Here is a 25,875-nt window from a genome sequence, read left to right on the forward strand (position 1 = left end):
ATGACGAGTACCGACCAGACGTCCGAGGTCGCCGCAGCCGACGCTGCCGCCAAGGTATCCGAGGTAGTTGACCAGGCACCCAACCCGCATGCGACGGCCGAGCAGGTCGAGGCGGCCCGCCACGACACCAAGCTGGCGCAGATCCTGTACCACGACTGGGAAGCCGAGAGCTACGACGACAAGTGGTCGATCTCGTACGACCAGCGGTGCATCGACTACGCCCGCGGTCGCTTCGACGCCATCGTCCCCGACGAGGTCCAGCGCCAGCTGCCGTATGACCGCGCCCTCGAGCTCGGTTGCGGCACCGGCTTCTTCCTGCTGAACCTGATCCAGGCCGGCGTCGCGCGCCGCGGCTCGGTCACCGACCTGTCCCCGGGCATGGTCAAGGTGGCCACCCGCAACGGCAAGGCCCTCGGTCTGGACATCGACGGCCGTGTCGCCGACGCGGAGGGAATTCCCTACGAGGACAACACCTTCGACCTCGTCGTCGGACACGCGGTGCTGCACCACATCCCCGATGTGGAGCTGTCGCTGCGCGAGGTCGTCCGCGTGCTCAAGCCGGGCGGCCGGTTCATCTTCGCCGGTGAGCCCACCACCGTCGGCAATTTCTACGCCCGTCGCCTGGCCGACCTGACCTGGAAGACCACCGTCGCGGCCATGAAGCTGCCGGGCCTGGCGTCCTGGCGCCGGCCGCAGGAGGAGCTCGACGAGAACTCGCGCGCCGCCGCGCTCGAGTGGATCGTCGACCTGCACACCTTCGAGCCCGCCGACCTGGAGCGCATGGCGACCAACGCCGGTGCGGTCGAAGTCGCCACCGCCAGTGAGGAATTCACCGCCGCCATGCTGGGCTGGCCGGTGCGGACCTTCGAGTCGACGGTGCCCCCGGGCAAGCTCGGCTGGGGCTGGGCCAAGTTCGCCTTCGGCGGCTGGACCACGCTCAGCTGGTTCGACGCGAACGTGTGGCGCCACATCGTGCCGAAGGGCTGGTTCTACAACGTCATGATCACCGGGGTCAAGCCGTCCTGACGGACCCCGCGCCCCTGACGCTCTGACGTGAGCGGCTATGCCTTCACACTCGACGATGTCGCCTACCTGACCGGACCCGGTCAGGAGGCGCTCGCCGAGGTGGCCGCCCGGCCCCTGACCGATGCCCACCGGGTATCCGACATCGCCTGGGCGCGTTCGCGTTTCGGTGACCGTGCGGCGGTTCTGGTCGAGACCGTGCTGCTGCGGCGCCGGGCCGTCGCCAAACTGGCCGAGCTGGGCGACGTCACCGGCTGGCTGTTCACCGACGAGGCGCTGCAGCAGGCCACGGCCGGGGCCGTCGCCGTTCATCGGGCGCGGCGGTTGTCCGGCCGCCTCGTGCACGATGCGACGTGTTCCGTCGGGACAGAACTTGCCGCGCTGAGTAATTCGGCTGATTCGGCGTCGCATCTCGTCGGCAGCGACCTGGACGCGGTCCGGCTGGCCATGGCGCGCCACAACGTGGGCGACCGTGCGTTGCTGTGCCGGGCGGACGCGCTCCGCCCGATCACGCGGGACGCGGTGGTGGTCGTCGACCCGGCGCGGCGCAGTTCGGGGCGCCGCAAGTTCGACCCCCGCGATTACGCCCCGCCGCTCGACGAGCTGCACGAGGTCTACCGGGGCCGCGACCTGGTGGTGAAATGCGCTCCCGGCGTCGATTTCGGCCAACTGGCCGAGCTGGGATTCAGCGGCGAGGTGCAGATCACGTCGTTGGCCGGCAGCGTCCGGGAGGCCTGTCTGTGGTCACCGGGGCTGGCGCCATCCGGCGTCACGCGCCGGGCCACGGTGCTCGACAAGAACGGCCAGGTGGCCGAGGAATTCACCGATGCCGACCCCGGCGACTGTCCCGCGGGGCCCGCGGGGCGCTGGATCGTCGACCCCGACGGCGCGGTGGTGCGGGCCGGTCTGGTGCGCCACTATGCGGCGCGGCACGGCCTGTGGCAGCTCGACCCGGCGATCGCGTACCTGTCTGGCGACGAGTTGCCGAGCGGCACAAGGGGTTTCGAGGTCATCGAGCAGATCGCCTACAACGAGAAGCGGCTCCGGCAGGCGCTGTCCGCGCACGGGGCGTCGGCCGTCGAGATTCTGGTGCGCGGCGTCGACGTCGACCCGGATGCGTTGCGCGCCAAGCTGAAGCTGCAGCGCTCGGGTGCGCAACTCTCGGTGGTGATCACGCGCATCGGTGCGGGCGCCGCCGCCCGGCCGACGGCCTTCATTTGCCGGCCGTCGCGCTGAATCGCCAGGTCGCAGTTCATGGCCGGGACGGGTAGGGCCGACAGGTACGCTGGAACCGGCGGCGACGTGCCGCCATTTCTTGATCCCTGGAGGATTCACCAGATGCGCCTTCCCGCACTCGCCGCAGTGATCGCTGCAACAGGGGCGGTCGGTTGGCTCGGCATGCCTCTTGCGGCCGCGACCCCGGCGAAATGCCCGGAGCTGGGCGGCGTCGTCGACGGCTCACGGATGTGTCAGATTCGCGACACCACCCGCGGCTACGCGCTCAACATCAGCTATCCCATCGACTACCCGGATCAGCAGGCCGTGGTCGACTACATCACGCAGACCCGCGACGGGTACGTCAACGTCGCGAAGATGCCCGGACCGCACGAGACCTCGTACGAGCTGGACACCACCGCGACGCAGTACACCGCGGCGATCCCGCCCCGGAACACCCAGTCGGTCGTGTTCAAGACGTTCCAGGATGTCGGCGGTGCGCATCCGCAGACCTTCTACAAGACGTTCACGTGGGACCTGGTCCAGCGCAGGCCGATCACCATCGACAATCTGTTCGTACCTGGCGCACAACCTTTTCCGGTGATCCTGCCGCTGGTTCAGGGCGAACTGATCCGCCAGTCAGCGCAGCCGGTGCTGATGCCGCCGGCCGCCGGGCTGGATCCGGAGACCTACCAGAACTTCGCGATCACCAACGACTCGCTGATCTTCTTCTTCAGCCAGGGACAGGTGCTACCGGAATCCGCCGGCGCGGTGCAGGTGACGGTGCCGCGAGCGCCTATCGAGTCCATGCTCGCCTAGGGATTTGTGCACGATTTTCCGCGCCGGCCGCGGAAAATCGTGCACAAATCCCTGATCAGGCTGGGGCGAACGCGTAGACCTGGCCGTCGCTCGTCGCGGTGATGACGCGCTTGTCGTGCCCGACGGACACCCCGACCGGCCAGCCCGTGGCGCCCGGCAGCGGATAGCTGTTCACGGTGTGGCCGTCGGCGGGGGAGAAGACGACCAACGCCTGGCCGGCCTGGCCGTCCCGGACCACCACGTACCCGACGTCGGTGCCGGCGCGCGTGGCCGTCGTCAGCGGCTCGACGTCGCTGCGCGTCCACGCCACCTCACCCTTGTCGCCCTTGTCCTTGACCGCGGTGAGCTTGGTCTGCGGCCCGCCGCCGGCGACCACCAGACCGTCCGGCGTCACCGACGGCGGCGTCTGCGGCTGGAAGCCGAGGTTGACCGACCACTTGGCCTTGCCGTCGGCGGAATTCACCGCCCAGAGGTGCTGGTCGCGGCCGTTGACGTAGACGGTCTTGCCGTCGGCCGACAGCACCGGGCTGGCGATGGGGCCGCCTCCGACCGCGGTGCTGCTCCATTCGCGGGTCAGCAGCGGCGTCTGACCCTCGTGGTAGCGCAGCCCGACGAGGGCCGGGGCATCGGTGCCCGGCTGCCACAGGCCCAGGACGACCATGTCGGTGTCAGGGGAGTAGGCGGGCGCCGCCGAGATGGGGCAGGCCGCTCTGGCGGGCTGGCAGTCGGCCAGGCCGCGCGCCGAGTCGGCGGGGTCGACGCCGCTGACGAGGTCCAGCGGCGCGCCGATGGTCTGCCCGCGGTGCGCGTCGAACACCAGTACCTGGCCCAGATGCGTCACCACGAGGAGCTGACCGGGCGACAGGATGCGCGGTGTCGTCGGCATCCCGATCACGGGCTGGCGCCAGCGGATCCACTGCGTCGGCGGGAACGACATGATCGCGCCGGGCTGGCCGACGTACATGTTGTCGAAGCCGTCGAACAGGGGACTGGACATGCCGCCGCCCTGCCACAGCCGGGTGCACCAGCGCTGGCGGCCGTGCTGGTCGCTTTCCCACACCATCAGGGAGCAACCATTGGCCGACTGCGCGTTGATGGCCAGATAGCTGCCGGAGCCGAGGATCACCTGTGCGCCGATGTTTCCCTTGGCCGAGCGGGCCCAGTCCTGCTTCAGGCTGCTTGCCCCGGCCAGCGCGGTGTAGCTGCTGTTGGCGGCGTCGCCGTACTGCGCGGGCCAGCCGTCCGAGGGGTGTGCCTTGACCCAGGAGTCGGTGTTGCCGCACCCGGCAACAGTCAGCGTGACCGCGGCAACAGCAACGGTGGCGAGGCGGCGGATTCGGTGTGCAGGCATCGAGTCCCGAGACTAGCCCGAGACACGCGAATGTCCGATTTCGCCTCGCGTAGGCTTTCCGGCCATGACGACGATGTGGGGCGCACCGATTCACAAACGATGGCGGGGTTCGCGGCTGCGCGATCCGCGGCAGGCGCGGTTCCTCACCCGTGAGTCGCTGAAGTGGGTGCTCGACAACAAGGCCTACACCCCGTGGTACCTGGTGCGGTACTTCCGGCTGCTCAAGTTCAAGCTGGCCAACCCGCACATCATCACGCGTGGCATGGTGTTCCTGGGCAAGGGTGTGGAGATCCAGTGCACGCCCGAGCTGGCGCAGATGGAGATCGGCCGCTGGGTCCACATCGGCGACAAGAACACCATCCGCTGCCACGAGGGCTCGCTGCGGTTCGGTGACAAGGTGGTGCTGGGACGCGACAACGTCATCAACACCTACCTGGACATCGAGATCGGCGAGTCGGCGCTCATGGCGGACTGGTGCTACGTCTGCGACTTCGACCACAAGATGGACAGCATGGAGCTGCCGATCAAGGACCAGGGCATCATCAAGGGCCCGGTGCGGATCGGGCCGGACACCTGGATCGCCGCCAAGGTGACCATCCTGCGCAACACCAGCATCGGCCGCGGCTGTGTGCTCGGCGCCCACGCGGTGGTCAAGGGCGAGATTCCGGACTTCTCCATCGCGGTCGGCGCCCCGGCTAAGGTGGTCAAGAACCGCAAGCTGGACTGGGAGACCTCGGCCGCCGAACGCGAGGAACTCGCCCGGGCCCTGGCCGACATCGAGCGCAAGAAGAGCTCCCGGTAGCTCAGCTCATGTAGTCGAGCGTCGTCATCATGCCCGCCTCCTGGTGATAGGCGTTGTGGCAGTGCAGCATCCACTCACCGGGGTTGTCGGCGACGAGTGTGACGGTGAGCTTCTGCCTGGGCAGCACGATCAGCGTGTCCTTGCGCGGCCCGCGCCGGCCGTCGGCCTGCAGCACCTGGAACGTGTGCCCGTGCAGGTGCATCGGATGCCACATCGTCGTCGAGTTGGTGAAGGTCATGGTGGCGCGCTGTCCCTGCCGGACGGTTAGCGCCGTGCGGTTGTCGAAGCCCCGCCCGTTGATGCCCCAGTCGTACTTCATCATCGACCCGGTGAGTTCCGCGGCCAGCGTGACGTCCGGCGTGATGGGGCCGAGGTCGACGGCGCCGGTGGCCGTGAAGTCGGCGACGGTGCCGATCTTCCGGTTCAGCTCCGCGGGGCGGAACGCGGCGTCCGGCGCGGTGCCGGCGCCGGTGGAGAGGATGGCGCGCGCGGAGCTGTCCTTGCCCTCGGCCACCGCCACCAACGGGAAGACGCCGTCGCCCGCGGTGACGACGACGTCGTAGCGCTCGCCCATACCCAGCAGCAGTGCGTCCACGTCCACCGGGTCGACGGGGAAGCCGTCGGTGTGCGTGACGGTCATGCGGTGGCCCGCCAGTGCGACCCGGAACGCGGTGTCGGCGCCGGCGTTGATGATGCGCAGCCGGATGCGCTGACCCGGCTTGGCGTTGAAAACCGTTGGTGCGGCGGGAATCCGGCCGTTGGCGAGGAAGTAGGGGTACTTGACGTCGCCGGCGTCGCCGCCGAGTAGCGGGCTCGTCGCCATTCCCGCCATACCGGGCATGTCACCCATGCCGCTCATGTCGTGGCCGCCCATGTGTCCCATGCCGGCCATCGCGCGCAGGCCGTCGTAGATCTGCTGGGGCGACTTACCGGCACCCGAGGTCCAGTCATCAAGGACCACAATCCATTCCGCGTCGTAGCGGCCGCGCTCCGCGGGATCGTCGATGACGACCGGCAGGTACAGCCCGTGGTCCGCGTCGAGGCCGGTGTGCGGATGTGCCCAGTAGGTGCCGGCATGCGGGGCCGAGAACGTGTACGTGAAGTCGTTGCCGGGCTTGATGTTCGGCGTCGCGGGTGCCGCGCCGTCCATGTCGTTGCGCAGGGCGATGCCGTGCCAGTGCACCGACGTGTCATGGTCGAGCCCGTTGGACACGCGGACCGACAGCTCGTCGCCCACCGACGCGCGGATCAGCGGGCCCGGTGCCTGATCGCCGTACGCGAGGGTCTGCACCGTGACACCGCCGAGGTCGACGGTGGCCGGCTGCGGGCGCAGCGCCACCGAGACGGTGCGCCCGGTGTGCGGGCGGGCGGCCTCGGCAGCGGCGATGGCCTTCTGGTCGATACCGCCGGCCGCGGCGGGCATCTTGCTACACGCGGCGACGCCGGCGAGCGCGGATGCGCCCGTGACGGCGGAGGCGATCAGGAAACTACGGCGAGTGAACACCCTGCCGTTTGTACCCCCGGGGGGTATATGCGTCAAGGGTCGAAAGTCCGCAAGTCAGCACAAAACTGTCCCTCTTCCAGGGAAAAGGGACAGTTCTATGGATTTGCGGTGAGGAGCTCTCAGCCGCGGTCGGGCAGCGGGCGCTCCACGATGGGACGACGCGCGTGCGGCAGTCGCTCGCCGCGCTTGGCGGCCAGGTAGACATCCGCGGTCTCGGCGGCCACGGTCTGCCACGAGAAGTCGTGGTTCAACCGGTCACGTGCGGCGAGGGCGCGCTGCTGCGCACCCGCGGGGTCGTCGAGCACCTTGCGGACCGCGGACGCCAGTGCGCCGACGTTGCGCGGCGGGCAGGAGACGCCGGTCTTGCCGTTGATCACCGCTTCGCCGAGCCCGCCGACGTTCGATGTCACCAACGGCGTCCCGGCCGCGGCGGCTTCCAGCGCCACGATGCCGAACGGCTCGTAGTGGCTCGGCAGGACTGCGGCGTCGGCCCGGTGCAGCAGCTCCAGTAGCCCTGAATGATCCACGCGGCCAACGAAATTCACGGCCTTCGTGACCTTGGCCTTGCGGGCTTCCTCGACCAGCCACTCGTACTGCGTGCCGTCACCGGCGACGGTCAGCGTGGTGCCGGGGTGGGTCCGCCGGATGCGCGGCAGCGCGGCGATGACGTCATGAACGCCCTTCTCGTACTCCAGCCGGCCGACGAACAGCAGCTCGGCCGGGCCGTCGTGCTTGCGGCGCATGGCGAACGGCCAGCCGGCGGTGTCGATGCCGTTGCAGATGACGCTCACGTCGGGCAGCTCGGGTCCGAACAGCTCGGTGATCTCCTCGCCCATGGACACCGAGCAGGTGATCAGCGAGTCGGACTCGTGCACGAGCCACGATTCCAGCGAGTGCACCTGGCGGCTCACCGGGCCGGAGAGCCAGCCGGAGTGCCGGCCGGCCTCGGTGGCGTGGATGGTGGAGACGAGTGGCACGTCGAAGAACTCGGCCAGCGTGACGGCGGGGTGGGCGACCAGCCAGTCGTGCGCGTGTACGACGTCCGGGGTCCAGTCGCGCAGGCTCAGTCCGGCGCGGATCATGGCGTGGCCCATGGCCAGGGTCCAGGCCATCATGTCGGTGCCGAAGGTGAACTCGTTCGGATCGAGGGCCGCCGAGATCACCCACACACCCTCGTGCACCTCGTTGGTGGTGGGGTGCGTGCTGGGGTCGGTGCCCGCGGGGCGACGACACAGCACCACGACCTCGTGGCCGACGGCCGCGAGCTCGACGGCCAGATGGTGGACGTGGCGTCCGAGGCCGCCGATCACCACGGGTGGGTACTCCCACGAGACCATGAGGATTTTCATCGTTGCCTTCTGCTCTTCGCGCAAGCGCTCATCGGTGCACTCGGCTCTTCGCGCAAGTGCTCATCGCGGCAACCTCCGCGCGTCCAGGGCGCCGAACAGTCCGTCGGCGCGGTTCCAACCTTCCGCGAGTTTCTGGGCCTGATCGCGTCGTCCAGACGCGAGGGCACCGGCGATCTCCCGGGTGGCGTGCGCGTGCAGGTGCGCGCGATAGCGAGCATATTCCGCCGCGGTGTCTTTGCTCACCATGAACGGCCAGTCGCTCGAGACGGTCAGCAGGGCTTCCCGCAGGATCTGGTCGGCCACGCGGTCACGTGCCGGGTACGCCGAATCCTGTGCGAGCACCTTGTCCACCGTGGTCAGCGCGGTATCCACGACCTCGGCGTTGAGCGTCACGAAGTCGGCGACCTGCTCGCCGGACCAGACCTGCCAGTCCTTGCCCGAACCCCAGGAACTGGGCGGCAGTTCGACGGGGGAGCCGACGAAGCCGCCCGCGATCGCGTCCGACAGGGTGCCGACCCGGACACCGGCGGCCGGCAGCGCGCGCAATACCCGGCCCAGCCACTCCGGTCCCTCGTGCCACCAGTGCCCGAACAGCTCGGTGTCGAAAGCGGCGACGACGTGGGCCGGGCGGCCGGTGCGCTCGGACTCCGAGAGCAGTCGGCGCCGCACGGTGTTCACGAAATCCGCGACGTGCGCGTCGATGGCGGCGGTGGCCCGTTCCGGTTCGTACGGCGCCTTGGACTCCGACGGGATGGTGCGTCCGGTGACGCGGGCCGGCTTGAGGCCGGTCAGGTGGTCGTAGGTGTGGAAGTCGCGGTAGGCCGGGTGCCCCGGGTAGCCGGACTTGGGCGACCACACGCGGTAACTGACCTGCAGGTCGCGACCGAAGGCGACGACGTCCGACTCGCCCACGGGACGGCCGAGCGCGGTGTCGCCGTGCAGCGACGGGCCGTCGACCATGAAGTGGGTGACGCCGGCGGCGGCGTAGCCGGCCTCCATGCCGGGGGCGTAGGCGCATTCGGGCGCCCAGATGCCGCCGGGGGTGTGCGCGAAGCGGGCGCCGGCGTCGGCCAGGCCCTCGCGCAGCGCGAACTCGCGCAGCCGGGGGTTGAGCAGCGGCTGGAACGGATGCGACAGCGGGCCGCCGAGCAGTTCGATGGTGCCCGCGCCGATGAGCTGCCGCAGCACCGGGCTGCCGCCGTGCTGCCAGTGATCGGCGAACTCGGCCAGTGCCGCACCGGCCTGCTGGTGCTCGTGAACACCGAAGGCGCGCAACGCTTCCGGCGAGTTGAAGGTCTCCGGGGCGCCGCCGCCGTCACGGACGGTCGTCGCCTCCAGCGCGCGCAGCTGCCAGTTGGACAGCCACTGCTGCATACCCGCCAGGCAGTACGGATCGTCGAGCTGAGCGGTGACGACGGGCGTCATGCCCAGCGTCAGCAGGTGACCGCGGCCTTCCTCCGCCAGCTCGCGCAGCACGCGCGTCAGGGGCAGATAGGCCGTCGCCCACGACTGGTACAGCCACTCCTCACCGACCGGCCAGCGGCCATGATGGGCCAGCCACGGCAGGTGCGTATGCAGCACCAGGGTGAACATCCCCGGTACTGGTGTGCTCGATGAATCACTCACGGCCGCACCGCGATTGCCACCAGGTCGAGGCTGTCGTCGATGTTCGGGCTGTTTGCGGCATCAGCTGCGAGCAGATCGAAGTCGTCGATGGTCACCGCGGCCACGTCGGCCAGCAGGTCCGCGGGCCAGGGTGCATCGGCCACGGCGCGGTCGATCTGGGCCTGGATGATGGAGCCGCCGTGCCGAGCGTCGAGCTCACGCAGTCCGGCGCCGTGATAGACGCCCAGCATGGCCTCCATGACGAAGCCCTGTTCGGTCAGCAGCTCGGTCATCTCGGCGGCGTTGAGTTCCCGGGTGTGGAACGGGTTCAGCGGGGTGTCGCTGCCGGGGGTGAAGGTGATCCGGTTCGGCGTCGACATCAGGAGGACGCCGCCCGGGCGCAGCACGCGCAGGCACTCGGCGACGAATTGTCCTTGGTCCCAAAGGTGTTCGATCACCTGGAAGTTGACCACGACGTCGACGGAGGCATCGGGGAGTGGCAGCGCGGCCAGGTTGCCGTGCAGCATCTCGACTCTCGGGTAGCGGGCGCGGATGTGCGCCACCGAGGACTCGTCGTAGTCGAGCCCGATCACCCGGCGCGCGACGTCGGCGATGAGGTCGGCGCCGTAGCCCTCGCCGGCACCGGCCTCCAGGACGTCGCGGTCGCGGCAGCGCTCGACCAGTCGCCGGTACACCACCTCGTGGCGCCGGAACCAGTAGTTCTCCTCGGCCAGGTCCGGGACGGTGCGCTCACCGGTCAGTGGCATCACTGGCACTGACTTTGCCGCGTGGCTGTCCGGCTGGGTTTCGGGAAAAGTGCTCATTAGATAGGCAGGCTAGCCCAGAGTGGTACCGCTGATCCCATGCCCGATCGGTTGGGCCGTCCCACCTGCTGGTTCTGCCATGTTGCCCAACCGCCTCGAGTGTGGTCAAGAAAACAAAAGGCGGCATCCTCGGGCCGCGTTCGACCAGCTATGGTGTTCCTGCGCCATGCCACATAAGTTACCGAGTAGTAACATGTTGGTCGTTGCGTTAATCGTGAATGCCAGGCCGACCGCCGGCCTCATCGAGGAGGACGAACCACACCCATGACGAACATCGTGGTCCTGATCAAACAGGTCCCTGACTATGAGTCGGAGCGCAAGCTCAACGACGGCGACTTCACCCTCGACCGCGAGTCCGCGGACGCGGTGCTCGACGAGATCAACGAGCGCGCCGTCGAGGCTGCGCTGCAGATCAAGGAGAAGGAAGAGGCCGCCGGCGGCGCCGGCACCGTCACCGTGCTGACCGTCGGACCGGAGCGGGCCACCGAGGCCATCCGCAAGGCTCTGTCCATGGGCGCCGACAACGCGGTGCACGTGAAGGACGACCAGCTCAAGGGTTCGGACATCGTCCAGACCGGTTGGACCCTGGCCCGCGCGCTGGGCACCATCGAGGGCGCCGAGCTGGTCATCGGTGGCAACGAGTCCACCGACGGTGTCGGTGGCGCGGTTCCGGCCGTCATCGCCGAGCTGCTGGGCCTGCCGCAGCTGACCTCGCTGCGCAGCATCTCCGTCGAGAACGGCAAGGTCACCGGCGAGCGTGAGACCGACGAGGGCGTCTTCGGCCTCGAGGCCACCCTGCCCGCCGTCGTGAGCGTCAACGAGCGCATCGGTGAAGCCCGCTTCCCGTCGTTCAAGGGCATCATGGCCGCCAAGAAGAAGCCGGTCACCGTGCTGACGCTGGCTGAGATCGGTGTCGAGGCCGACGAGGTCGGTGTCGCCAACGCCAGCAGCAAGGTGCTGTCGTCGACGCCGAAGCCGGCCAAGGCCGCGGGCGAGAAGATCGCCGACGAGGGCGAGGGCGGCAACAAGATCGCCGAGTACCTCGTTGGTCAGAAGCTGATCTAGCCCCCACCACACCGAAACTTCCAGAAAGACACAGAGGCAAATACGCATGGCTGAAGTACTTGTGCTCGTCGAGCACGCCGATGGTGCCCTCAAGAAGGTGAGCACCGAACTGATCACCGCTGCCCGTGTGCTCGGTGAGCCGTCGGCAGTTGTGGTGGGTGCCCCCGGCACCGCCGCGCCGCTGACCGACGCCCTCAAGGCCGCCGGTGCGGCCAAGATCTACGTCGCAGAGTCGGCTGACGCGGCGAACTACCTGGTCACCCCGACCGTCGACGTGCTGGAGGCTCTCGTCGAGTCCGCCGGCCCGGCCGCCGTGCTGACTGTCGCCAGCACCGAGGGCAAAGAGGTCGCCGGTCGTCTGGCCGCCCGCCTGGGTGCCGGCCTGCTGGTCGACGTCGTCGACGTCAAGGCCGGCGGCATCGCCGTCCACAGCATCTTCGGTGGCGCTTACACCGTCGAGGCGCAGGCCAACGACGTGCTCCCGGTGATCGCTGTCCGTCCGGGTTCCGTCGAGGCCGCCCCGGCCGACGGCGCCGGTGAGGTCGTCAACGTCGAGGTTCCGGCCCAGGCCGAGAACGCCACCAAGATCACCTCGCGCGAGCCGGCCGTCGCCGGTGACCGTCCGGAGCTCACCGAGGCCAGCGTCGTGGTCGCCGGTGGCCGTGGTGTCGGCAGCGCCGACAACTTCGCGGTCGTCGAGGCCCTGGCCGACTCGCTCGGCGGTGCTGTCGGTGCTTCGCGTGCCGCGGTCGACTCGGGCTACTACGGCGGTCAGTTCCAGGTCGGCCAGACCGGTAAGACCGTTGCCCCGCAGCTGTACATCGCCCTCGGTATCTCGGGCGCCATCCAGCACCGCGCCGGCATGCAGACGTCCAAGACCATCGTCGCGGTCAACAAGGACGAAGAGGCCCCGATCTTCGAGATCGCCGACCTCGGCATCGTGGGTGACCTGTTCCAGGTCGCCCCGCAGCTGACCGACGCCATCAAGGCTCGCAAGGGCTGATTTTTCTCTGCGTGAGCAGAAGCGAAGGTGCCCCAAAACTTCGGTTTTGGGGCACCTTTGTGTCTGGGCAGGACTGCTGACAGCAACCAGAAACGGTGGTGCCGATGGCGAGCCAGGATCGCGCGCCGGTCTTGCGTGGCCGCGACAGAGAGATCACGACGCTGCGCGGCCTGTTGTCGGCCGCGCGCTCGGGCAGCAGTCAGGTCCTCGTCCTGCGCGGCGAGGCGGGGGTCGGGAAGACTGCGCTGCTGCGGCATACGGTGGACGCTGCCGACGGATTCCGCTGTATTCAGGTGACGGGCGTCGAGTCCGATATGGAGCTGGCGTACGCGGGCCTGCAGCAGCTGTGCGCGCCGCTGATGCAGCACCTCGACGAATTGCCGACGCCGCAGCGCGGGGCATTGGACGTGGCCTTCGGCCGCGGCGCCGGGGCGGCGCCGGACCGTTTCCTGGTGGGCCTCGCGGTGCTGAGCCTGTTGGCCGCCGCGACGGCGGACCAGCCGCTGTTGTGTGTGGTCGACGACGCGCAGTGGCTCGATCAGGTATCGCTGCAGACCCTTGCCTTCGTGGCGCGCCGCTTCCTCGCCGAGCCCGTTGTGCTGTTGTTCGCGGCCCGTGACGCCGGAGCAGAGGCGCTGGGGCCGCTGCCGGAGCTGACGGTCACCGGGCTGTCCGATGCCGACGCCCGCGACCTGCTCGACTCGGTGCTGTTGGGTCGGGTCGACGAACGGGTGCGCGACCGTGTGGTCGCCGAGACGCGGGGAATCCCGTTGGCGCTCCTCGAGGTTCCCCGCAGTGTTTCTGCCGCCGAGCTCGCCGGTGGCTTCTGGAACATGGGCACCGGGCGCAGTGTGACGCGGCAGGTCGAGGACGGCTACCGGCGTCGCGTCGAGGCGCTGCCACCGGCGGCCCAGCAACTGTTGTTTCTCGCCGCCGCCGACTCGGTTGGGGATGCGGCGCTGTTCCAGCGGGCCGCAACGATTTTGGGACTGTCCGTCAGCGCGCTGGCGCCGGCCGAGGCGGCCGGACTCATCGAGTTCGGCGCGCGTGTGCGTTTCGGCCATCCGTTGATGCGGTCGGCTGTCTACCGTGCGGCCGATGTGAACGCGCGCCGATCGGTACATCGGGCGCTGGCCGAGGCCACCGACCCGCGGCAGGATCCGGACCGCCGCGCGTGGCATTTCGCGCACGCGGCGGCGGGGCCCGACGACGCAGTGGCCGCGGATCTGGAGCGATCCGCCGGACGGGCGCAGAGCAAGGGCGGCGTCGCCGCGGCCGCGGCCTTCCTGGAACGTGCGACGGTGCTCACCGCGGACCCGGCCTTGCGTGCGGCACGCGCGCTCGCGGCGGCACAGGCCAAGCGCGACGCGGCGGCACCGGCTGCGGCGTATGAGCTCCTGGCGATCGCCGAACTCGGGCCACTGACGGATCTGCAACGGGCGCAAGTGGATCGGTTGCGGGCGGAGATGCAGTTCGCCCGCAGTCGCGGCGGCGGGCCCGGCGTGCCGCCGCTCAGCGACGCCGTGCAGAAGCTGCTCGCCGCGGCACGCGACCTCGAGAGGCTCGACGCCGGGCTGGCCCACGAGACATACCTCGAGGCGCTCGCCGCGGCGATGTATGCGGGCCGGCTCGGTGGGACGGACATGGTGGTGCAGGTGGCCGAGGCCGCGGGCGCGGCGCTCGGAGATGCGGCCGCGTTGCATCGGCCGGTGGACCTGCTGCTGAGCGGGGTGGCGAGCCGGATCGTCACCGGCGGTGGTGCCGAACAGATGCGCGCCGCGCTGGAGCTCATGTGCCGGCACGCACAGGACGCCGACGGTCAGTTCCTGCGGTGGATGCCGTTGGGCCTGGCCATCATTCAGGAGTCGGCCGTCGGCGAGATTTGGGATGACGGCATCCACCGGCTGCTGGCCACCGCCGCGATACGCCAGGCGCGCGACGCCGGCGCCTTGGCCGTACTTCCGCCCGCACTCGCGTTCGGGGCCGGCGTTCATCTGCTCGCAGGCGAATTCGACACGGCGGCAGCACTTATCGCCGAGGCCGCCGTCATCTCGGCGGCGACCGACTACGCCCCGTTGCGGTACCACTCGCTGTCGTTGGCGGCGTTTCGCGGGGTCGCGGTCGACGCCGTGGGCCTCATCGAGTCCGCCGCGGCCGACGCGGCGGCCCGCGGCGAAGGCCGGGTACTCGGGGTCACGGGGTTTCTTTCGGCTGTCGTCTACAACGGACTCGGGCGCTACGCCGAAGCGTTCGCGGCGGCCAGGAACTGTTGCCAGTTCGACGATCTGGGCTTCTACTGCTGGGGTCTGATCGAGCTCGTCGAAGCGGCGACGCGCATCGGCGACGAGGAAACCGGGCAGTGGGCTGCGCAGCAGCTGGCCGGACGTGCGGGTACCAGCGGCACCGACTGGGGGCTGGGGGCGTTCGCGTACGCGCGCGCCCTGGTGGCCGACGACGAAGACGCCGACGTCCGGTACGCCGAGGCCATCGAACGACTCGGGCGTACCGGCGTCGTGTTCCTGCTGGCCCGGGCCCATCTGTGTTACGGGGAATGGCTGCGCCGCATGAACCGGCGCGTGGCGGCGCGGGAGCACCTCGGCGCGGCATTCGAGATGTTCAACCGGATGGGAGCCGAGGCGTTCGCGGAGCGCACGCGACGCGAGCTGATCGCCGCCGGGAAGAAGGTCCGCAAAGAGCCGGTCAGTTCGGGTGACGAGCTGACGACGCAAGAGGCCCAGATCGCCGAACTTGCCGCCGCCGGTCTGACCAACCAGGAGATCGGTGCCCAGCTGTTCATCAGCACGCACACCGTCGAATGGCACCTGCGCAAGGTCTTCGTCAAGCTCGGCATCACGTCGCGGCGGCAGTTGCGCACGCTGTTCCCCGCCGGCTGACTCGCGCCACAGACCACGAACTGTCAAGGGTCCGGCGCGGTCCGCCATCGGCCATGCTGATCGCGTTCCGCGAAAACCCTTGACATGAAAGAGTTCTGTGTCCCGCATCCTGTTGCAGACGACGATCACCGAGTGCGCCGACGATTGGGACGTCAGCCGGTTCTCGATGGTCGCGGACGAACTGAGAGCGTGCGGTCACCACGTGACCGCACGCAATCGGTCATGTCTCACCGACGACCCGGTACTGGCCCGTCTGGACGAGCTCGATTTCGACCAGCTGTGGCTGCTGGCGGTCGACGTCGGCGACGGTCTGACGGCCGCCGACGCCGACGGCATCCGCCGGTTCCGCGAGCGCGGCGGCGGGGTGCTCACCGCGCGCGATCACCAGGACCTGGGGTGCTGCCTGAACCGCCTCGGAATCCTGGGCGTGGTCAACGAATTCCACGACGAGACCGTCGACCCTCGCGAGCTGTGCGACGACCAGGACAATCCGCACATCTCGTGGCCCAACTACCACTCCGGTGCCAACGGCGACTACCAGCCGGTGTTGGTCGACGGCGAGCCACACGAACTGCTGAGAACGAACCACACCGCCAGCGGGCACATCGAATGGTTCCCCGCGCATCCGCATGAGGGCATGGTGACTGCGAAAGGTCCGTACGCCCAGGCAATCGCGAGGGGCCGCAGTACCGCGACCGGCCGGCACTTCAACCTCGCCGTCGTGGTCGACGGTGAACGATGTCCGGCCGGGCGGCCGATGGGCCGCGTGGTCGCCGAGTCCACCTTCCACCACTTCGCCGATTACAACTGGGACCTCGCCGCGGGGGCACCGTCGTTCGTGTCCGATCTTCCCGGCACACAGATCAAGGACGACCCGTCGCGGCTGGCGGTCTTCAAGGACTACGTCGCCAATATCGCCCGGTGGCTCCACCCGGTTTCGACTACGGAGTTCCAAGGGTCCCACCAGGCCGCATCGCGACGAAGCTGAATACCGAGCGTCCTGCCTGTCGGCATTCCGATCGGTCAGGCCTGGATTCAACTGAGGAGCAACAATGTTCGATAGTGCCGACCTGATGAAGGCGATCACCACCATCCAGACCGTGACGCCGCCGTTCATCCCGGCCGACGCCCACGTGATGACGTCGATCATCGAGTGGCCGGCGGGGAGCGCGGGCGCTCCGCCGCATCGTCATCCCGGTGGACCGTCGTTCGGTTATGTCTTGGAAGGCGAGATGCTCTTCGAGTTGGAGGGTGAAGCGCCGCGGGTGATCAAAGCGGGGGAGGCATTCTGGGAGCCGGGTGGCGACGTCATCCACTACTCGGACGCCAACAACCGCACCGACGTCCGGCTGCGCTTTCTCGTGACGATGATCTGCACGCCCGGCGTGCCGATGCTCGTCGTCGTCGATGACGACGAACTCGAAACCCGCAAGGACCGGCGAGTCCGATGACGACCGGGTTCGGCGACATCGTCCGGTCGCGCCGGTCCGCACGGATGTTCCTGCCGGACAAGCCGGTTCCGCGGGAGCTGCTCGACGAGGCGTTGGAGCTGGCGATCCGGGCACCGTCGAACTCCAACACCCAGCCGTGGCACGTCTACCTCGTCACCGGGGAACGGCGCGCACGATTGGTCGAGGCGCTGCTCGCGGCCGTCGATACGACGCCGCCTGAGGTGGGCTCGGCCGGTCTGCCGCCCCGGTTCGCGCATCTGCGCCGCGAGAGCGGTGCCCTGGTGTACGGCGCGATGGGCATCGAACGCGGCGACGCGGCGGGCCGCTGGGCGGCGCAGCGGCGCAATTGGGAATTCTTCCGGGCGCCCGTCGCCGGGGTGGTGTGCATGCACCGCGATTTCGGCTCGGTCGACGCGATGGGTGTCGGGATGTTCCTGCAGACGCTGATGCTGGCATTGACCGAGCGGGGCCTCGGCAGCTGTGTCCAGGTGTCGATCAGCTTGTATCCCGAGGTGCTGCGTGCGCAGCTCGGCATTCCCGAGGAACTCACGATCCTGTGCGGCATCTCGATCGGCTACGCCGACCCGGCGTTTCCGGCGAACCACCTTGACACGCCGCGCAATCCGATCGGCGACAACGTGGTGTTCCTGGACTGACCGCCGGCGGACTACGGACTTTCCGGGGTTCGCGGGCCTGCGGCGACTGCGAGTGTGGAAGCCGCACAACCGAAACAATTCGAAAGGGTGTGTCTGATGAAGATCACTGTGATGGGTGCCAGCGGCCAGATCGGTTCGAAGGTCGTGGCCCTGCTTAACGAGGCCGGTCACCAGACCGTGGCGGCTTCTCGGGACTCAGGTGCCGATGTCCTCACCGGCGCGGGCCTGACCGAGGCCCTCGCCGGCTCCGACGTGCTGGTCGACGTCGTCAACTCGCCGGACTTCTCCGACGGCCCGGTACTGGACTTCTTCACCCGGTCGGCGACCAACTTGGTGGCCGCCGCGAAGGAGACCGGCGTCGGCCACTACGTGGCACTGTCCATCGTCGGCTGCGACGGTCTGCCCGACAGCGGCTACATGCGGGCCAAGGTCGCCCAGGAGCGCATCATCACCGAGTCGGGGCTGCCCTACACGATCGTGCGGGCCACCCAGTTCCATGAGTTCGCCGACGCGATCACCGCATCGCTGACCGTCGACGGCGAAGTGCGGGTGCCCGAGGGCCTCATCCAGCCGATCGCCGGCGCCGACGTCGCCGCCGAAGTGGCCCGCGTCGCCCAGGACGCACCCGCCAACGGGATCGTGAACATCGGCGGGCCGGACAAACTGACGTTCGCGGGCCTGGCCAAACTGGCGCTGGCCCACCGCGGTGAGAGCCTGCCGATCGTCGTCGACCCGGCAGCCACCTACTTCGGCACCAAGGTCGGCGACACCGGTTTGGTCACCAGCGGCGATGCCATCATCTCGGACCTGCACCTGGCGGACTGGCTGGCGGCCCGGTGACAGAGCTGACCGGGCTGACCGCGCTCGTGACGGGCGGGACGGCCGGCATCGGGTTCGAGACCGCGCGCCTGCTGGCGGCCGAAGGTGCGACGGTGATCATCACCGGACGCTCCGCCGACCGTGGCGCCGCGGCGGCCGCCGAACTCGGGGTGCGGTTCATCCCCGCGGACCTGGCCGACCTGGAATCAGTGAAAAGCCTTGCCCGCCAATGCGGTGATGTCGACATCGTGGTCAACAACGCCGCCAGCTTCCCGGGTGCACTGACCGTGGAGCAGGACGTGGCGACCTTCGAGTCCACCTTCGACACCAACGTGCGCGGCGCTTATTTCCTGGTGGCGGCTCTGGTCCCTGGCATGCTGCGCCGGGGCCGGGGGAGCATCGTCAATGTCACGTCCATGGTCGCGTTCAAGGGCGTGCCGGGGGCATCCAGTTACAGCGCGTCCAAGGCTGCGCTGGAATCGTTGACCCGCACGTGGGCAACAGAATTCGGGCCGCACGGTGTGCGTGTCAACAGCGTGGCTCCCGGGCCGACGGCGACGCCGGGGGTGGCTGCCGAATGGGGCGACACCAACGACGAACTGGGGCGCATGCTGCCGCTGGGCCGGACGGCACAGCCGGCCGAGATCGCGCAGGCGGTGCTGTTCCTGGCGTCGCCACGGTCGAGCTTCGTCACCGGGTCGACGCTGCATGCCGATGGCGGCGGCGCGGCTGCCTGACCGCCCGCCTCACCGAAAACGGCCCCCGGACAACAGGTCCGGGGGCCGTTCTCGTGCTCAGCGGTCAGTAGTCCCAGGTCGCGGGCACGCACCGGAAAGCGTCGCCGACGGCCGCCACGTGGCACACCGACGGGAACGGCAGGTGCGTGGCGACGAGGGCCTCGCCGGTGGCCGCGATCTCGCGCAGCAGGCGGATGCGGACGCGGGCCGCCTCCTCGGGGTCGTGCTCGAAGCCGTTCTGCCACTCCGGATTATCGAAGCCGGGGGCGAACACGGCGTCGCCGGCGAAGGTCAGCTTCTCGCCGCGCGATTCGAGGCGGACCACGCTGTGCCCGGGCGTGTGACCACCCGTACGCGAGACGAGCACGCCCGGCGCGACCTCGTAGTCCGTCTCGAACGTCCGCAATTGGCCGCTGTAGTCGGTCAGGAACTGCGTGGCCGAGCGCCGCAGCACGTCGGGGATCGGCTGCGGCATGACCGTCCGGGAGAAGTCGGGTGCCGCCCAGAACTCGGCCTCGGCGGTGGCCGCATGCACGCGCAGGTCCGGCCGGAACCGTTCCTTCACGCCCTCGGTGATCAGTCCGCCGACGTGGTCCATGTGCATGTGGGTCAGCACGACGTCGGTCACCGAGGCGAGATCGACACCAGCTGCCTCCAGCCGCTGGACCGTCTGTCCGGCGCGCGGGAAGTCCGGGAACTCCAGCCCGAGTCCGGCGTCGACCAGGATCGTCTGGTCGCCGCTGCGGACCACCACGATGTTCAGCGGCCAGTCGACGATCTCGGGCGGCAGGAAGTTGTCGTCCAGCCACCCCGTCAGTTCGGCGGGCGGGACATTGGTGCCCAGCGTCGACGCCGTGATCGGCAGTACGCCGTCGCTGATGACCAGTACCTCGATATCGCCGACCGGCACCGCGTAACGCGACGGAACCAACTCGTCGAGCCCCGTCTGACCGAGGTGGGAAATGTTGTCCAAGCTCACGTTGTCTCCTTCTGGCACACATTCGGCAGCGTCATGGATTTGACCCTGTGCGGGGTTGAACGCGGGCCGGCGCGCGAAGTCATCCATCGCAGGGCGCACCACGGATTCCGGTACCGACCACGAACTTTCAATGGTTCGCCACAGGCGCTTTCCGGCGAGTCTGAGTTCGGCGGCGCACCCTGCGCGGTCACAGGCGAGGGGAGTTTCGATCGTGACGGCAGCGCCGGTGCCGGACGCTGACCTTGCGGCCCGGTTTGTCGCGGATGCCGTGCCGTTGCTCGACGCCCTCGGCCGCGGCGCCCGCCGGCTGACACGCTGCGAAGCCGACGCCGAAGATCTCTTGCAGGACACCTTGTTACACGCGTATCAGGGGTTCGGGTCGTTTCAGCAGGGCACCAATCTCAACGCTTGGCTTTTCCGCATCTTGCACAATCGGTGGGTCAGCAGACATCGCCATCGGGCGTCGCGCCCACCGGAGGTGCCGCTGGAGGCGATCACCGCGGCCGGCCACGAACAGTCGACTGCCCGCCGTTCGGCAGAGGTCGAGCTGCTCGACCTCATGGCCGACGGAGATGTCGAGGCCGCGTTCGGGGAGCTGTCCGAAGGCGCGCGGACCGCGCTGTTCTATGTGGAGGTTCAGGGCTACACCTACGCCGAGACCGCCGGGCTCATGGGAGTGCCCATGGGCACGGTGATGTCGCGGGTCTCCCGCGGCCGGCGGCAGCTGCGCGTTGCGCTGGCACACCGGGACAGTGCCTGAAACCCTTGTCAGAAGCGGCTCCTCATCGCGGCATCATGCGCCGAATGCAATGGACCGTGATGTTTCGCAACCGGTCATCGACGCGTTACGTGATTGATGCCGCCGCGCCGAACGGCTCCGTCACCGTGCAGAACATGAGCACTAGTTCTGTACTCATCGCCCCTGACGACACCAGTTCATCGACCGGCACCCCGCGCTACACGCTGCTGCTGTCGGCCGACCGGGAACACATCGAGGCCGCGCAACGGCTTCGTCACCACGTGTTCACCTCGGAGCCGGGCTACACCCTCACCGACGACAGCCCCGGTTTCGAAAGTGGCCGGGACGCCGACCGATTCGACGAGTTCTGCGACCACCTGTTGGTCCGGGACGACAACACCGGCGAGTACGTCGGCTGCTACCGCATGCTGCCTCCGCCCGGCGCCATCGCCGCGGGCGGGCTGTACACCGCAACGGAATTCGACGTCAGCGCGCTCGACAGCCTGCGCCCGTCGCTGGTGGAGATGGGGCGCGCCGTGGTGCGCGCAGACCACCGCAACGGCGCCGTCGTGCTGCTCATGTGGGGCGGCATCCTGGCCTACCTGGACCACAGCGGCTACGACTACGTCACCGGCTGCGTGTCGGTACCCATCCAAGGCAGCCCCGACGAAGCCCCGGCCAGTCAGATTCGCGGCGTCCGCGACTTCGTCAACAAGCGGCACGCCTCGGAGTACAAGGTGCGCCCGTACCGCCCGGTGATCATCGACGGCAAGCTGCTCGACGACATCGAGCCGCCGGCCCGCGTGACGGTGCCGCCGCTGATGCGCGGCTACCTGCGTCTCGGCGCCAAGGTGTGCGGCGACCCGGCCTACGACCCCGACTTCGGTGTCGGCGACTTCCCGGCCCTGCTGGACAAGCGCGAAGCCGACGTCCGGTACCTGACCCGGCTGCGTTCGGCGGCTGCCGCGACCGACAAGGCCGCGCAGTGACCACGCCGGTGACGGCGGCGGAGCACGCCTGGCTGCCGAAGGCGTCGTGCGACGCCAGCTGCATCCGGGTCGACTCCGTGCACATCAGCCGCCCGTTCGTCGTCGTGCTGCGCACGACCGTCCGGCTGATCATGACGATGCTGCTGCTGCCGGCGCTGCCGCTGCTCGCGGTGCCACTGCCCGGCAAGTCCCGCATCCAGCGCCTGTACTGCCGCCTGATGTTGCGGTGCCTGGGCGTGCGGATCACGGTTTCCGGTGGCCCCATCCGCAACCTGAGCGGCGTGCTGGTGGTCGCCGGGCACGTGTCCTGGGTCGACATCTTCGCGATCGGCGCCGTGATGCCCGGCTCTTTCGTGGCGCGTGCCGATCTCATCGAGTGGCCCGCACTCGGGTTCGTGGCCCGGCTGCTCAAGGTCATCCCGATCGACCGGCACAGCCTGCGCGGCCTGCCCGACGTCGTCCGCACCGTCGGGGACCGGCTCTCCGCAGGTCAAACCGTCGTGGCGTTCCCGGAGGGCACCACGTGGTGCGGCCTGGGGCACGGCACCTTCGCGCCGGCGATGTTCCAGGCCGCCATCGACACCGGACGTCCCGTCCAGCCGCTGCAGCTGACCTACCGGCACCGCAACGGCGCGCAGTCCACCATCCCGGCGTTCATCGGCGACGATTCGCTGCTGACGTCGATCAAACGCGTCATCACCGCCAAGCTGACGGTGTGCCACATGCAGGTGCAGTCGCTGCAATTGCCCGGTACCGACCGGCGTGATCTGGCCGGCCGCTGCCAGGCCGCGGTGCACCAGGTGGGTCCGCTGCCCGTCGCCGCTGTTCACGGGCGCGCGCTGGCAGCCTGACCGGTTTGGCCCGGCCGGTATCCTGGACAGGCCATGAGCCCCGCATATCTGGACCACGCCGCCACGACCCCGATGCAGCCCGCTGCCATCGAGGCGATGACGGCGGTCCTGGCGGCCGGCGGCAACGCGTCGTCGCTGCACACGTCGGGGCGGGCCGCGCGGCGCCGGATGGAGGAGGCCCGCGAGTCCCTGGCCCAACAGCTGGGCGCCCGGCCCTCCGAGGTGATCTTCACGGCCGGCGGTACCGAGAGTGACAACCTGGCGGTCAAGGGCATCTTCTGGGCCCGCCGCGACAGCTGTCCGGGACGCCGCCGGATCGTGACGTCGCCCATCGAGCACCATGCCGTGCTCGACGCCGTCGAGTGGCTCGTCGAACACGAGGGTGCGGAGGTGACCTGGCTGCCCGTGGACGCCACCGGCGCCACGTCCGCCCAGGCCCTGCGCGAGATTCTCGAATCCCACGACGATGTCGCGCTCGTCAGCGTGATGTGGGCCAACAACGAGGTCGGCACCATCCAGCCGGTCGCCGAATTGGCCGCTGTCGCCGCCGAATTCGGCGTGCCGATCCACAGCGATGCCATCCAGGCGATCGGTGCGGTGGCCGTCGATTTCGCCGCGAGCGGGCTGTCCGCCATGAGCGTGGCGGCACACAAGTTCGGTGGCCCCACCGGCGTCGGCGCCCTGCTGCTGCGCCGTGATGTCGCGTGCGTGCCGCTGCTGCACGGCGGCGGCCAGGAGCGTGACGTGCGTTCGGGCACACCGGATGTCGCGGGCGTGGTGGCCATGACGGCCGCCGCACGCGTCGCGGTGGAGGGCCTGGACGGGTACCGCACCCGGATCGGCGCCTTGCGCGACCGGCTGGTCGACGGTGTGCTGTCGGGTATCGACGACGTCGTGCTCAACGGCGGCACCGGTGAGAACCGGCTTCCGGGCAACGCGCACTTCACTTTTCGTGGCTGCGAAGGCGATGCCCTGCTGATGCTGCTGGACGCCAAGGGCATCGAATGCTCGACGGGCTCGGCCTGCACGGCCGGCGTCGCACAGCCGTCACACGTCTTGATCGCGATGGGCGCCGATCCGGCGAGTGCCCGTGGATCACTCCGATTTTCGTTGGGGCACACCAGTTCTGACGCCGACATCGATGCCGCGCTGGCCGTGCTGCCGGCCGCGGTCGAGCGGGCGCGTCAGGCCGCACTGGCCAGTGCCGGGTTGGGAAGGTAGTCATGCGGGTTCTGGTAGCGATGAGCGGGGGAGTGGACTCCTCGGTGGCCGCGGCGCGCATGGTCGACGCCGGCCATGACGTGGTGGGCGTGCACCTGGCGCTGTCCACCGCGCCCGGCACCCTGCGCACCGGGTCGCGCGGCTGCTGCTCGAAGGAGGACGCCGGCGACGCCCGCCGCGTCGCCGACATCCTCGAAATCCCGTTCTACGTCTGGGATTTCGCGGACCGCTTCAGGGAAGACGTCATCGACGACTTCGTCGAGTCGTACGCCCGCGGCGAGACGCCGAACCCCTGCGTGCGCTGCAACGAGAAGATCAAGTTCTCGGCACTGTCGGCGCGCGCGCTGGCGCTGGGATTCGACGCCGTGGCGACCGGCCACTACGCGCGACTGGAGGACGGCCGGTTGCGCCGTGCCGTCGACGCGGACAAGGACCAGTCCTACGTCCTCGGGGTGCTGACGGCCGAACAACTCAGCCACGCGCTGTTCCCGATCGGTGACACCCCCAAGCCGCAGATCCGGCAGGAGGCCGCCGACCGCGGGCTGGCCGTGGCGGACAAGCCGGACAGCCACGACATCTGCTTCATCCCGTCCGGTGACACCCGCGCCTTCCTCGGTGCGCGTATCGGCATCCGGCCGGGGGCGGTCGTCGACGCGGGCGGCACGAAGCTCGCCGAACATGACGGCGTGCACGGGTTCACCATCGGCCAGCGCAAGGGCTTGGGCATCGCCGGCCCGGGGCCGGACGGCCTGCCGCGCTACGTCACGGGCATCGACGCCGAGACCGGGACGGTGCATGTCGGCGGTGTCGAGGATCTCGAGATCCACGCATTGACCGGCGAGCGTCCGGTGTTCACCTCGGGTGTGCCGTTCGATGGGCCGGTGGAATGCCTGGTCCAGGTGCGCGCGCACGGCGGGCTGGCCGACGCGGTCGCCGAGTTCGCCGACGGCGCGCTCGACGTGCAGCTGCGCACGCCGCTGCGCGGCGTCGCCCCTGGTCAGACCATGGTGCTCTACCGCCGCGACCCGGACGGCGACGAGGTCATCGCCAGCGCCACGATCACGCGCTGACGCCATCCCAAGGCAACCAAATGGTTGCGTTTCCTGGAGTGCGGTCGTAACGTGATAGGCAACCAGGAGGTTGCTTATGAATTCCGATCGCATCGAAAAAGAAGTCACTCTGCGCGCCCCGCTCGACCGGGTGTGGCGCGCCATCGCCAACTCCGACGAGTTCGGTCGCTGGTTCGGCATCCGGTTCGACGGACCGTTCGTCGCGGGCGAGTCCGTAACCGGGGTGATCACCCCGACCGAGGTCGACGACGAGGTCGCTGCCGCGCAGGAGCCGCACGCCGGTAAATCCTCGGTGTGGCAGATCGTCGCGGTCGAACCGCCGCGTCGTCTGGCTTTCCGCTGGCATCCGTACGCCGTCGAACCGGACGCCGACTACGACGACGAGCCGACCACGCTGGTCGAGTTCACACTCACCGAGACTGCCGACGGTGTGTTGTTGCAGATCGTCGAGTCCGGGTTCGACAACATCCCGGCCGAGCGCCGGGCTGCGGCGTTCGAAGCCAACAGTGGCGGCTGGGAAGCCCAGACGAAACTGGTACGCAAGTACCTGGACGAACTCGTGTGAGTACGGCTGTCGAAGACCGGGCGCCGTTGTTCGACGCGCTCGGCGACCCTAATCGGCTGCGTATCGTCGTGCGCCTCTGCGAGGCCGGCCCGTGCTCGACTTTGCAAGTGACACAGGTGATTCCGGTGACCCGGCAGGCGGCCACCAAACATCTGCTGCTGTTGGAGGCGGTGGGGCTGGTGACCAGCAGCCGGCACGGGCGTGAGCGCATCTGGCGGATACAGCCGGATCCGCTCGCCGAGGCCAGTGAGTACCTGACCGCGTTGTCGAAGCGCTGGGACCGGGCCCTGGACCGGCTGCGGAGCTACGTGGAAGATCCGGCCGCAGACCCCATCGAATAGTGT

25 protein-coding genes are annotated in these 25,875 nt (G+C 69.1%); 19 read left to right on the forward strand and 6 right to left on the reverse strand.

All coding sequences use genetic code 11. From position 1 onward, the window contains the following. The 3 genes from ACJH6H_RS14960 (at position 1) to ACJH6H_RS14970 (ending at position 3,057) form a co-directional block, all read left to right on the forward strand. A complete protein-coding gene (locus ACJH6H_RS14960; protein ID WP_318986154.1) occupies positions 1-1,026 on the forward strand; it encodes a class I SAM-dependent methyltransferase in 1,026 nt (341 codons plus the stop codon). Positions 1,027-1,053: 27 nt separating this feature from the next. Further along, positions 1,054-2,259, forward strand: coding sequence for a THUMP-like domain-containing protein (locus ACJH6H_RS14965; protein ID WP_406775183.1), 1,206 nt, complete (start codon positions 1,054-1,056; stop codon positions 2,257-2,259). 102 nt (positions 2,260-2,361) lie between these two features. Continuing rightward, positions 2,362-3,057 carry an esterase gene (locus ACJH6H_RS14970; RefSeq protein ID WP_212813834.1) on the forward strand — a complete coding sequence of 232 codons (696 nt, stop codon included), beginning with the start codon at positions 2,362-2,364 and terminating at the stop codon, positions 3,055-3,057. 55 nt (positions 3,058-3,112) lie between these two features. On the opposite strand, the gene ACJH6H_RS14975 is transcribed toward ACJH6H_RS14970, so the two are convergent. Continuing rightward, the gene (locus ACJH6H_RS14975; RefSeq protein ID WP_406775184.1) at positions 3,113-4,408 is read right to left on the reverse strand and encodes a PQQ-binding-like beta-propeller repeat protein; all 1,296 of its coding nucleotides are present in this window, start codon (positions 4,406-4,408) and stop codon (positions 3,113-3,115) included. A 64-nt stretch (positions 4,409-4,472) separates the two neighbouring features. Here ACJH6H_RS14975 and ACJH6H_RS14980 point away from each other — a divergent pair, with 64 nt between their 5' ends. Further along, the gene (locus ACJH6H_RS14980) at positions 4,473-5,210 is read left to right on the forward strand and encodes an acyltransferase (RefSeq protein WP_020103137.1); all 738 of its coding nucleotides are present in this window, start codon (positions 4,473-4,475) and stop codon (positions 5,208-5,210) included. Between the two features lies 1 nt (position 5,211). Here the strand turns inward: ACJH6H_RS14980 and ACJH6H_RS14985 are convergent, their stop codons facing one another. The 4 genes from ACJH6H_RS14985 to ACJH6H_RS15000 all read right to left on the reverse strand — a co-directional run bounded on the left by ACJH6H_RS14985 (position 5,212) and on the right by ACJH6H_RS15000 (position 10,492). Beyond that, positions 5,212-6,714 carry a multicopper oxidase family protein gene (locus tag ACJH6H_RS14985; protein WP_406775185.1) on the reverse strand — a complete coding sequence of 501 codons (1,503 nt, stop codon included), beginning with the start codon at positions 6,712-6,714 and terminating at the stop codon, positions 5,212-5,214. A 119-nt stretch (positions 6,715-6,833) separates the two neighbouring features. Further along, a complete protein-coding gene (locus tag ACJH6H_RS14990; protein WP_212813840.1) occupies positions 6,834-8,063 on the reverse strand; it encodes a glycosyltransferase family 4 protein in 1,230 nt (409 codons plus the stop codon). 60 nt (positions 8,064-8,123) lie between these two features. Then, positions 8,124-9,656: a 1,4-alpha-glucan branching protein domain-containing protein gene (locus ACJH6H_RS14995; protein WP_406775220.1), complete on the reverse strand. Its 1,533-nt coding sequence runs from the start codon at positions 9,654-9,656 to the stop codon at positions 8,124-8,126. A gap of 29 nt (positions 9,657-9,685) precedes the next feature. Continuing rightward, positions 9,686-10,492: a bifunctional 2-polyprenyl-6-hydroxyphenol methylase/3-demethylubiquinol 3-O-methyltransferase UbiG gene (locus ACJH6H_RS15000; protein ID WP_244872856.1), complete on the reverse strand. Its 807-nt coding sequence runs from the start codon at positions 10,490-10,492 to the stop codon at positions 9,686-9,688. 264 nt (positions 10,493-10,756) lie between these two features. On the opposite strand from ACJH6H_RS15000, the gene ACJH6H_RS15005 reads away from it, so the two are divergent. The 8 genes from ACJH6H_RS15005 (at position 10,757) to ACJH6H_RS15040 (ending at position 19,117) form a co-directional block, all read left to right on the forward strand. Further along, entirely contained in the window at positions 10,757-11,557 is an 801-nt protein-coding gene (locus tag ACJH6H_RS15005; protein ID WP_212813842.1) for an electron transfer flavoprotein subunit beta/FixA family protein, read from the forward strand. A 46-nt stretch (positions 11,558-11,603) separates the two neighbouring features. Next, on the forward strand, positions 11,604-12,560 hold the full coding sequence (locus ACJH6H_RS15010) for an electron transfer flavoprotein subunit alpha/FixB family protein (protein WP_135356585.1): 957 nt from the start codon (positions 11,604-11,606) through the stop codon (positions 12,558-12,560). 104 nt (positions 12,561-12,664) lie between these two features. After that, positions 12,665-15,454 (forward strand): LuxR family transcriptional regulator, encoded by a 2,790-nt coding sequence (locus tag ACJH6H_RS15015; RefSeq protein ID WP_212813844.1) that lies wholly within the window; start codon positions 12,665-12,667, stop codon positions 15,452-15,454. Positions 15,455-15,551: 97 nt separating this feature from the next. Further along, on the forward strand, positions 15,552-16,442 hold the full coding sequence (locus ACJH6H_RS15020) for a hypothetical protein (RefSeq protein WP_212813847.1): 891 nt from the start codon (positions 15,552-15,554) through the stop codon (positions 16,440-16,442). A 64-nt stretch (positions 16,443-16,506) separates the two neighbouring features. Next, complete coding sequence (locus ACJH6H_RS15025; protein WP_212813849.1) at positions 16,507-16,905, forward strand: cupin domain-containing protein; 399 nt, start codon at positions 16,507-16,509, stop codon at positions 16,903-16,905. After that, complete coding sequence (locus ACJH6H_RS15030) at positions 16,902-17,561, forward strand: nitroreductase (protein WP_212813851.1); 660 nt, start codon at positions 16,902-16,904, stop codon at positions 17,559-17,561. Before ACJH6H_RS15025 ends, ACJH6H_RS15030 begins: the two co-directional genes overlap by 4 nt. A 96-nt stretch (positions 17,562-17,657) precedes the next feature. After that, entirely contained in the window at positions 17,658-18,401 is a 744-nt protein-coding gene (locus tag ACJH6H_RS15035; protein WP_212813853.1) for an SDR family oxidoreductase, read from the forward strand. Then, the gene (locus ACJH6H_RS15040; RefSeq protein ID WP_212813855.1) at positions 18,398-19,117 is read left to right on the forward strand and encodes an SDR family NAD(P)-dependent oxidoreductase; all 720 of its coding nucleotides are present in this window, start codon (positions 18,398-18,400) and stop codon (positions 19,115-19,117) included. Before ACJH6H_RS15035 ends, ACJH6H_RS15040 begins: the two co-directional genes overlap by 4 nt. A 64-nt stretch (positions 19,118-19,181) precedes the next feature. Here the strand turns inward: ACJH6H_RS15040 and ACJH6H_RS15045 are convergent, their stop codons facing one another. After that, a complete protein-coding gene (locus tag ACJH6H_RS15045) occupies positions 19,182-20,096 on the reverse strand; it encodes an MBL fold metallo-hydrolase (protein WP_244872857.1) in 915 nt (304 codons plus the stop codon). 211 nt (positions 20,097-20,307) lie between these two features. Here ACJH6H_RS15045 and ACJH6H_RS15050 point away from each other — a divergent pair, with 211 nt between their 5' ends. The 7 genes from ACJH6H_RS15050 to ACJH6H_RS15080 all read left to right on the forward strand — a co-directional run bounded on the left by ACJH6H_RS15050 (position 20,308) and on the right by ACJH6H_RS15080 (position 25,872). After that, entirely contained in the window at positions 20,308-20,856 is a 549-nt protein-coding gene (locus tag ACJH6H_RS15050) for a sigma-70 family RNA polymerase sigma factor (RefSeq protein WP_244872858.1), read from the forward strand. 134 nt (positions 20,857-20,990) lie between these two features. Beyond that, positions 20,991-21,824 carry a GNAT family N-acetyltransferase gene (locus tag ACJH6H_RS15055; protein ID WP_212813860.1) on the forward strand — a complete coding sequence of 278 codons (834 nt, stop codon included), beginning with the start codon at positions 20,991-20,993 and terminating at the stop codon, positions 21,822-21,824. Further along, positions 21,821-22,675 (forward strand): 1-acyl-sn-glycerol-3-phosphate acyltransferase, encoded by an 855-nt coding sequence (locus ACJH6H_RS15060; RefSeq protein WP_244872859.1) that lies wholly within the window; start codon positions 21,821-21,823, stop codon positions 22,673-22,675. The genes ACJH6H_RS15055 and ACJH6H_RS15060 overlap by 4 nt, the downstream gene beginning before the upstream one ends. Positions 22,676-22,708: 33 nt before the next feature. Continuing rightward, complete coding sequence (locus ACJH6H_RS15065) at positions 22,709-23,896, forward strand: cysteine desulfurase family protein (protein ID WP_406775186.1); 1,188 nt, start codon at positions 22,709-22,711, stop codon at positions 23,894-23,896. Positions 23,897-23,898: 2 nt separating this feature from the next. Continuing rightward, positions 23,899-24,966, forward strand: a complete 1,068-nt coding sequence (gene mnmA / locus ACJH6H_RS15070) for a tRNA 2-thiouridine(34) synthase MnmA (protein ID WP_406775187.1) — start codon at positions 23,899-23,901, stop codon at positions 24,964-24,966. Positions 24,967-25,042: 76 nt separating this feature from the next. Further along, on the forward strand, positions 25,043-25,531 hold the full coding sequence (locus ACJH6H_RS15075) for an SRPBCC family protein (protein ID WP_346416755.1): 489 nt from the start codon (positions 25,043-25,045) through the stop codon (positions 25,529-25,531). Then, entirely contained in the window at positions 25,528-25,872 is a 345-nt protein-coding gene (locus tag ACJH6H_RS15080; protein ID WP_020103162.1) for a helix-turn-helix transcriptional regulator, read from the forward strand. Before ACJH6H_RS15075 ends, ACJH6H_RS15080 begins: the two co-directional genes overlap by 4 nt. The last annotated feature ends 3 nt before the right edge of the window (positions 25,873-25,875 follow it).

Origin of the sequence: Mycobacterium sp. SMC-21 (assembly GCF_045310825.1) — a bacterium.
GTDB lineage: Bacteria > Actinomycetota > Actinomycetes > Mycobacteriales > Mycobacteriaceae > Mycobacterium.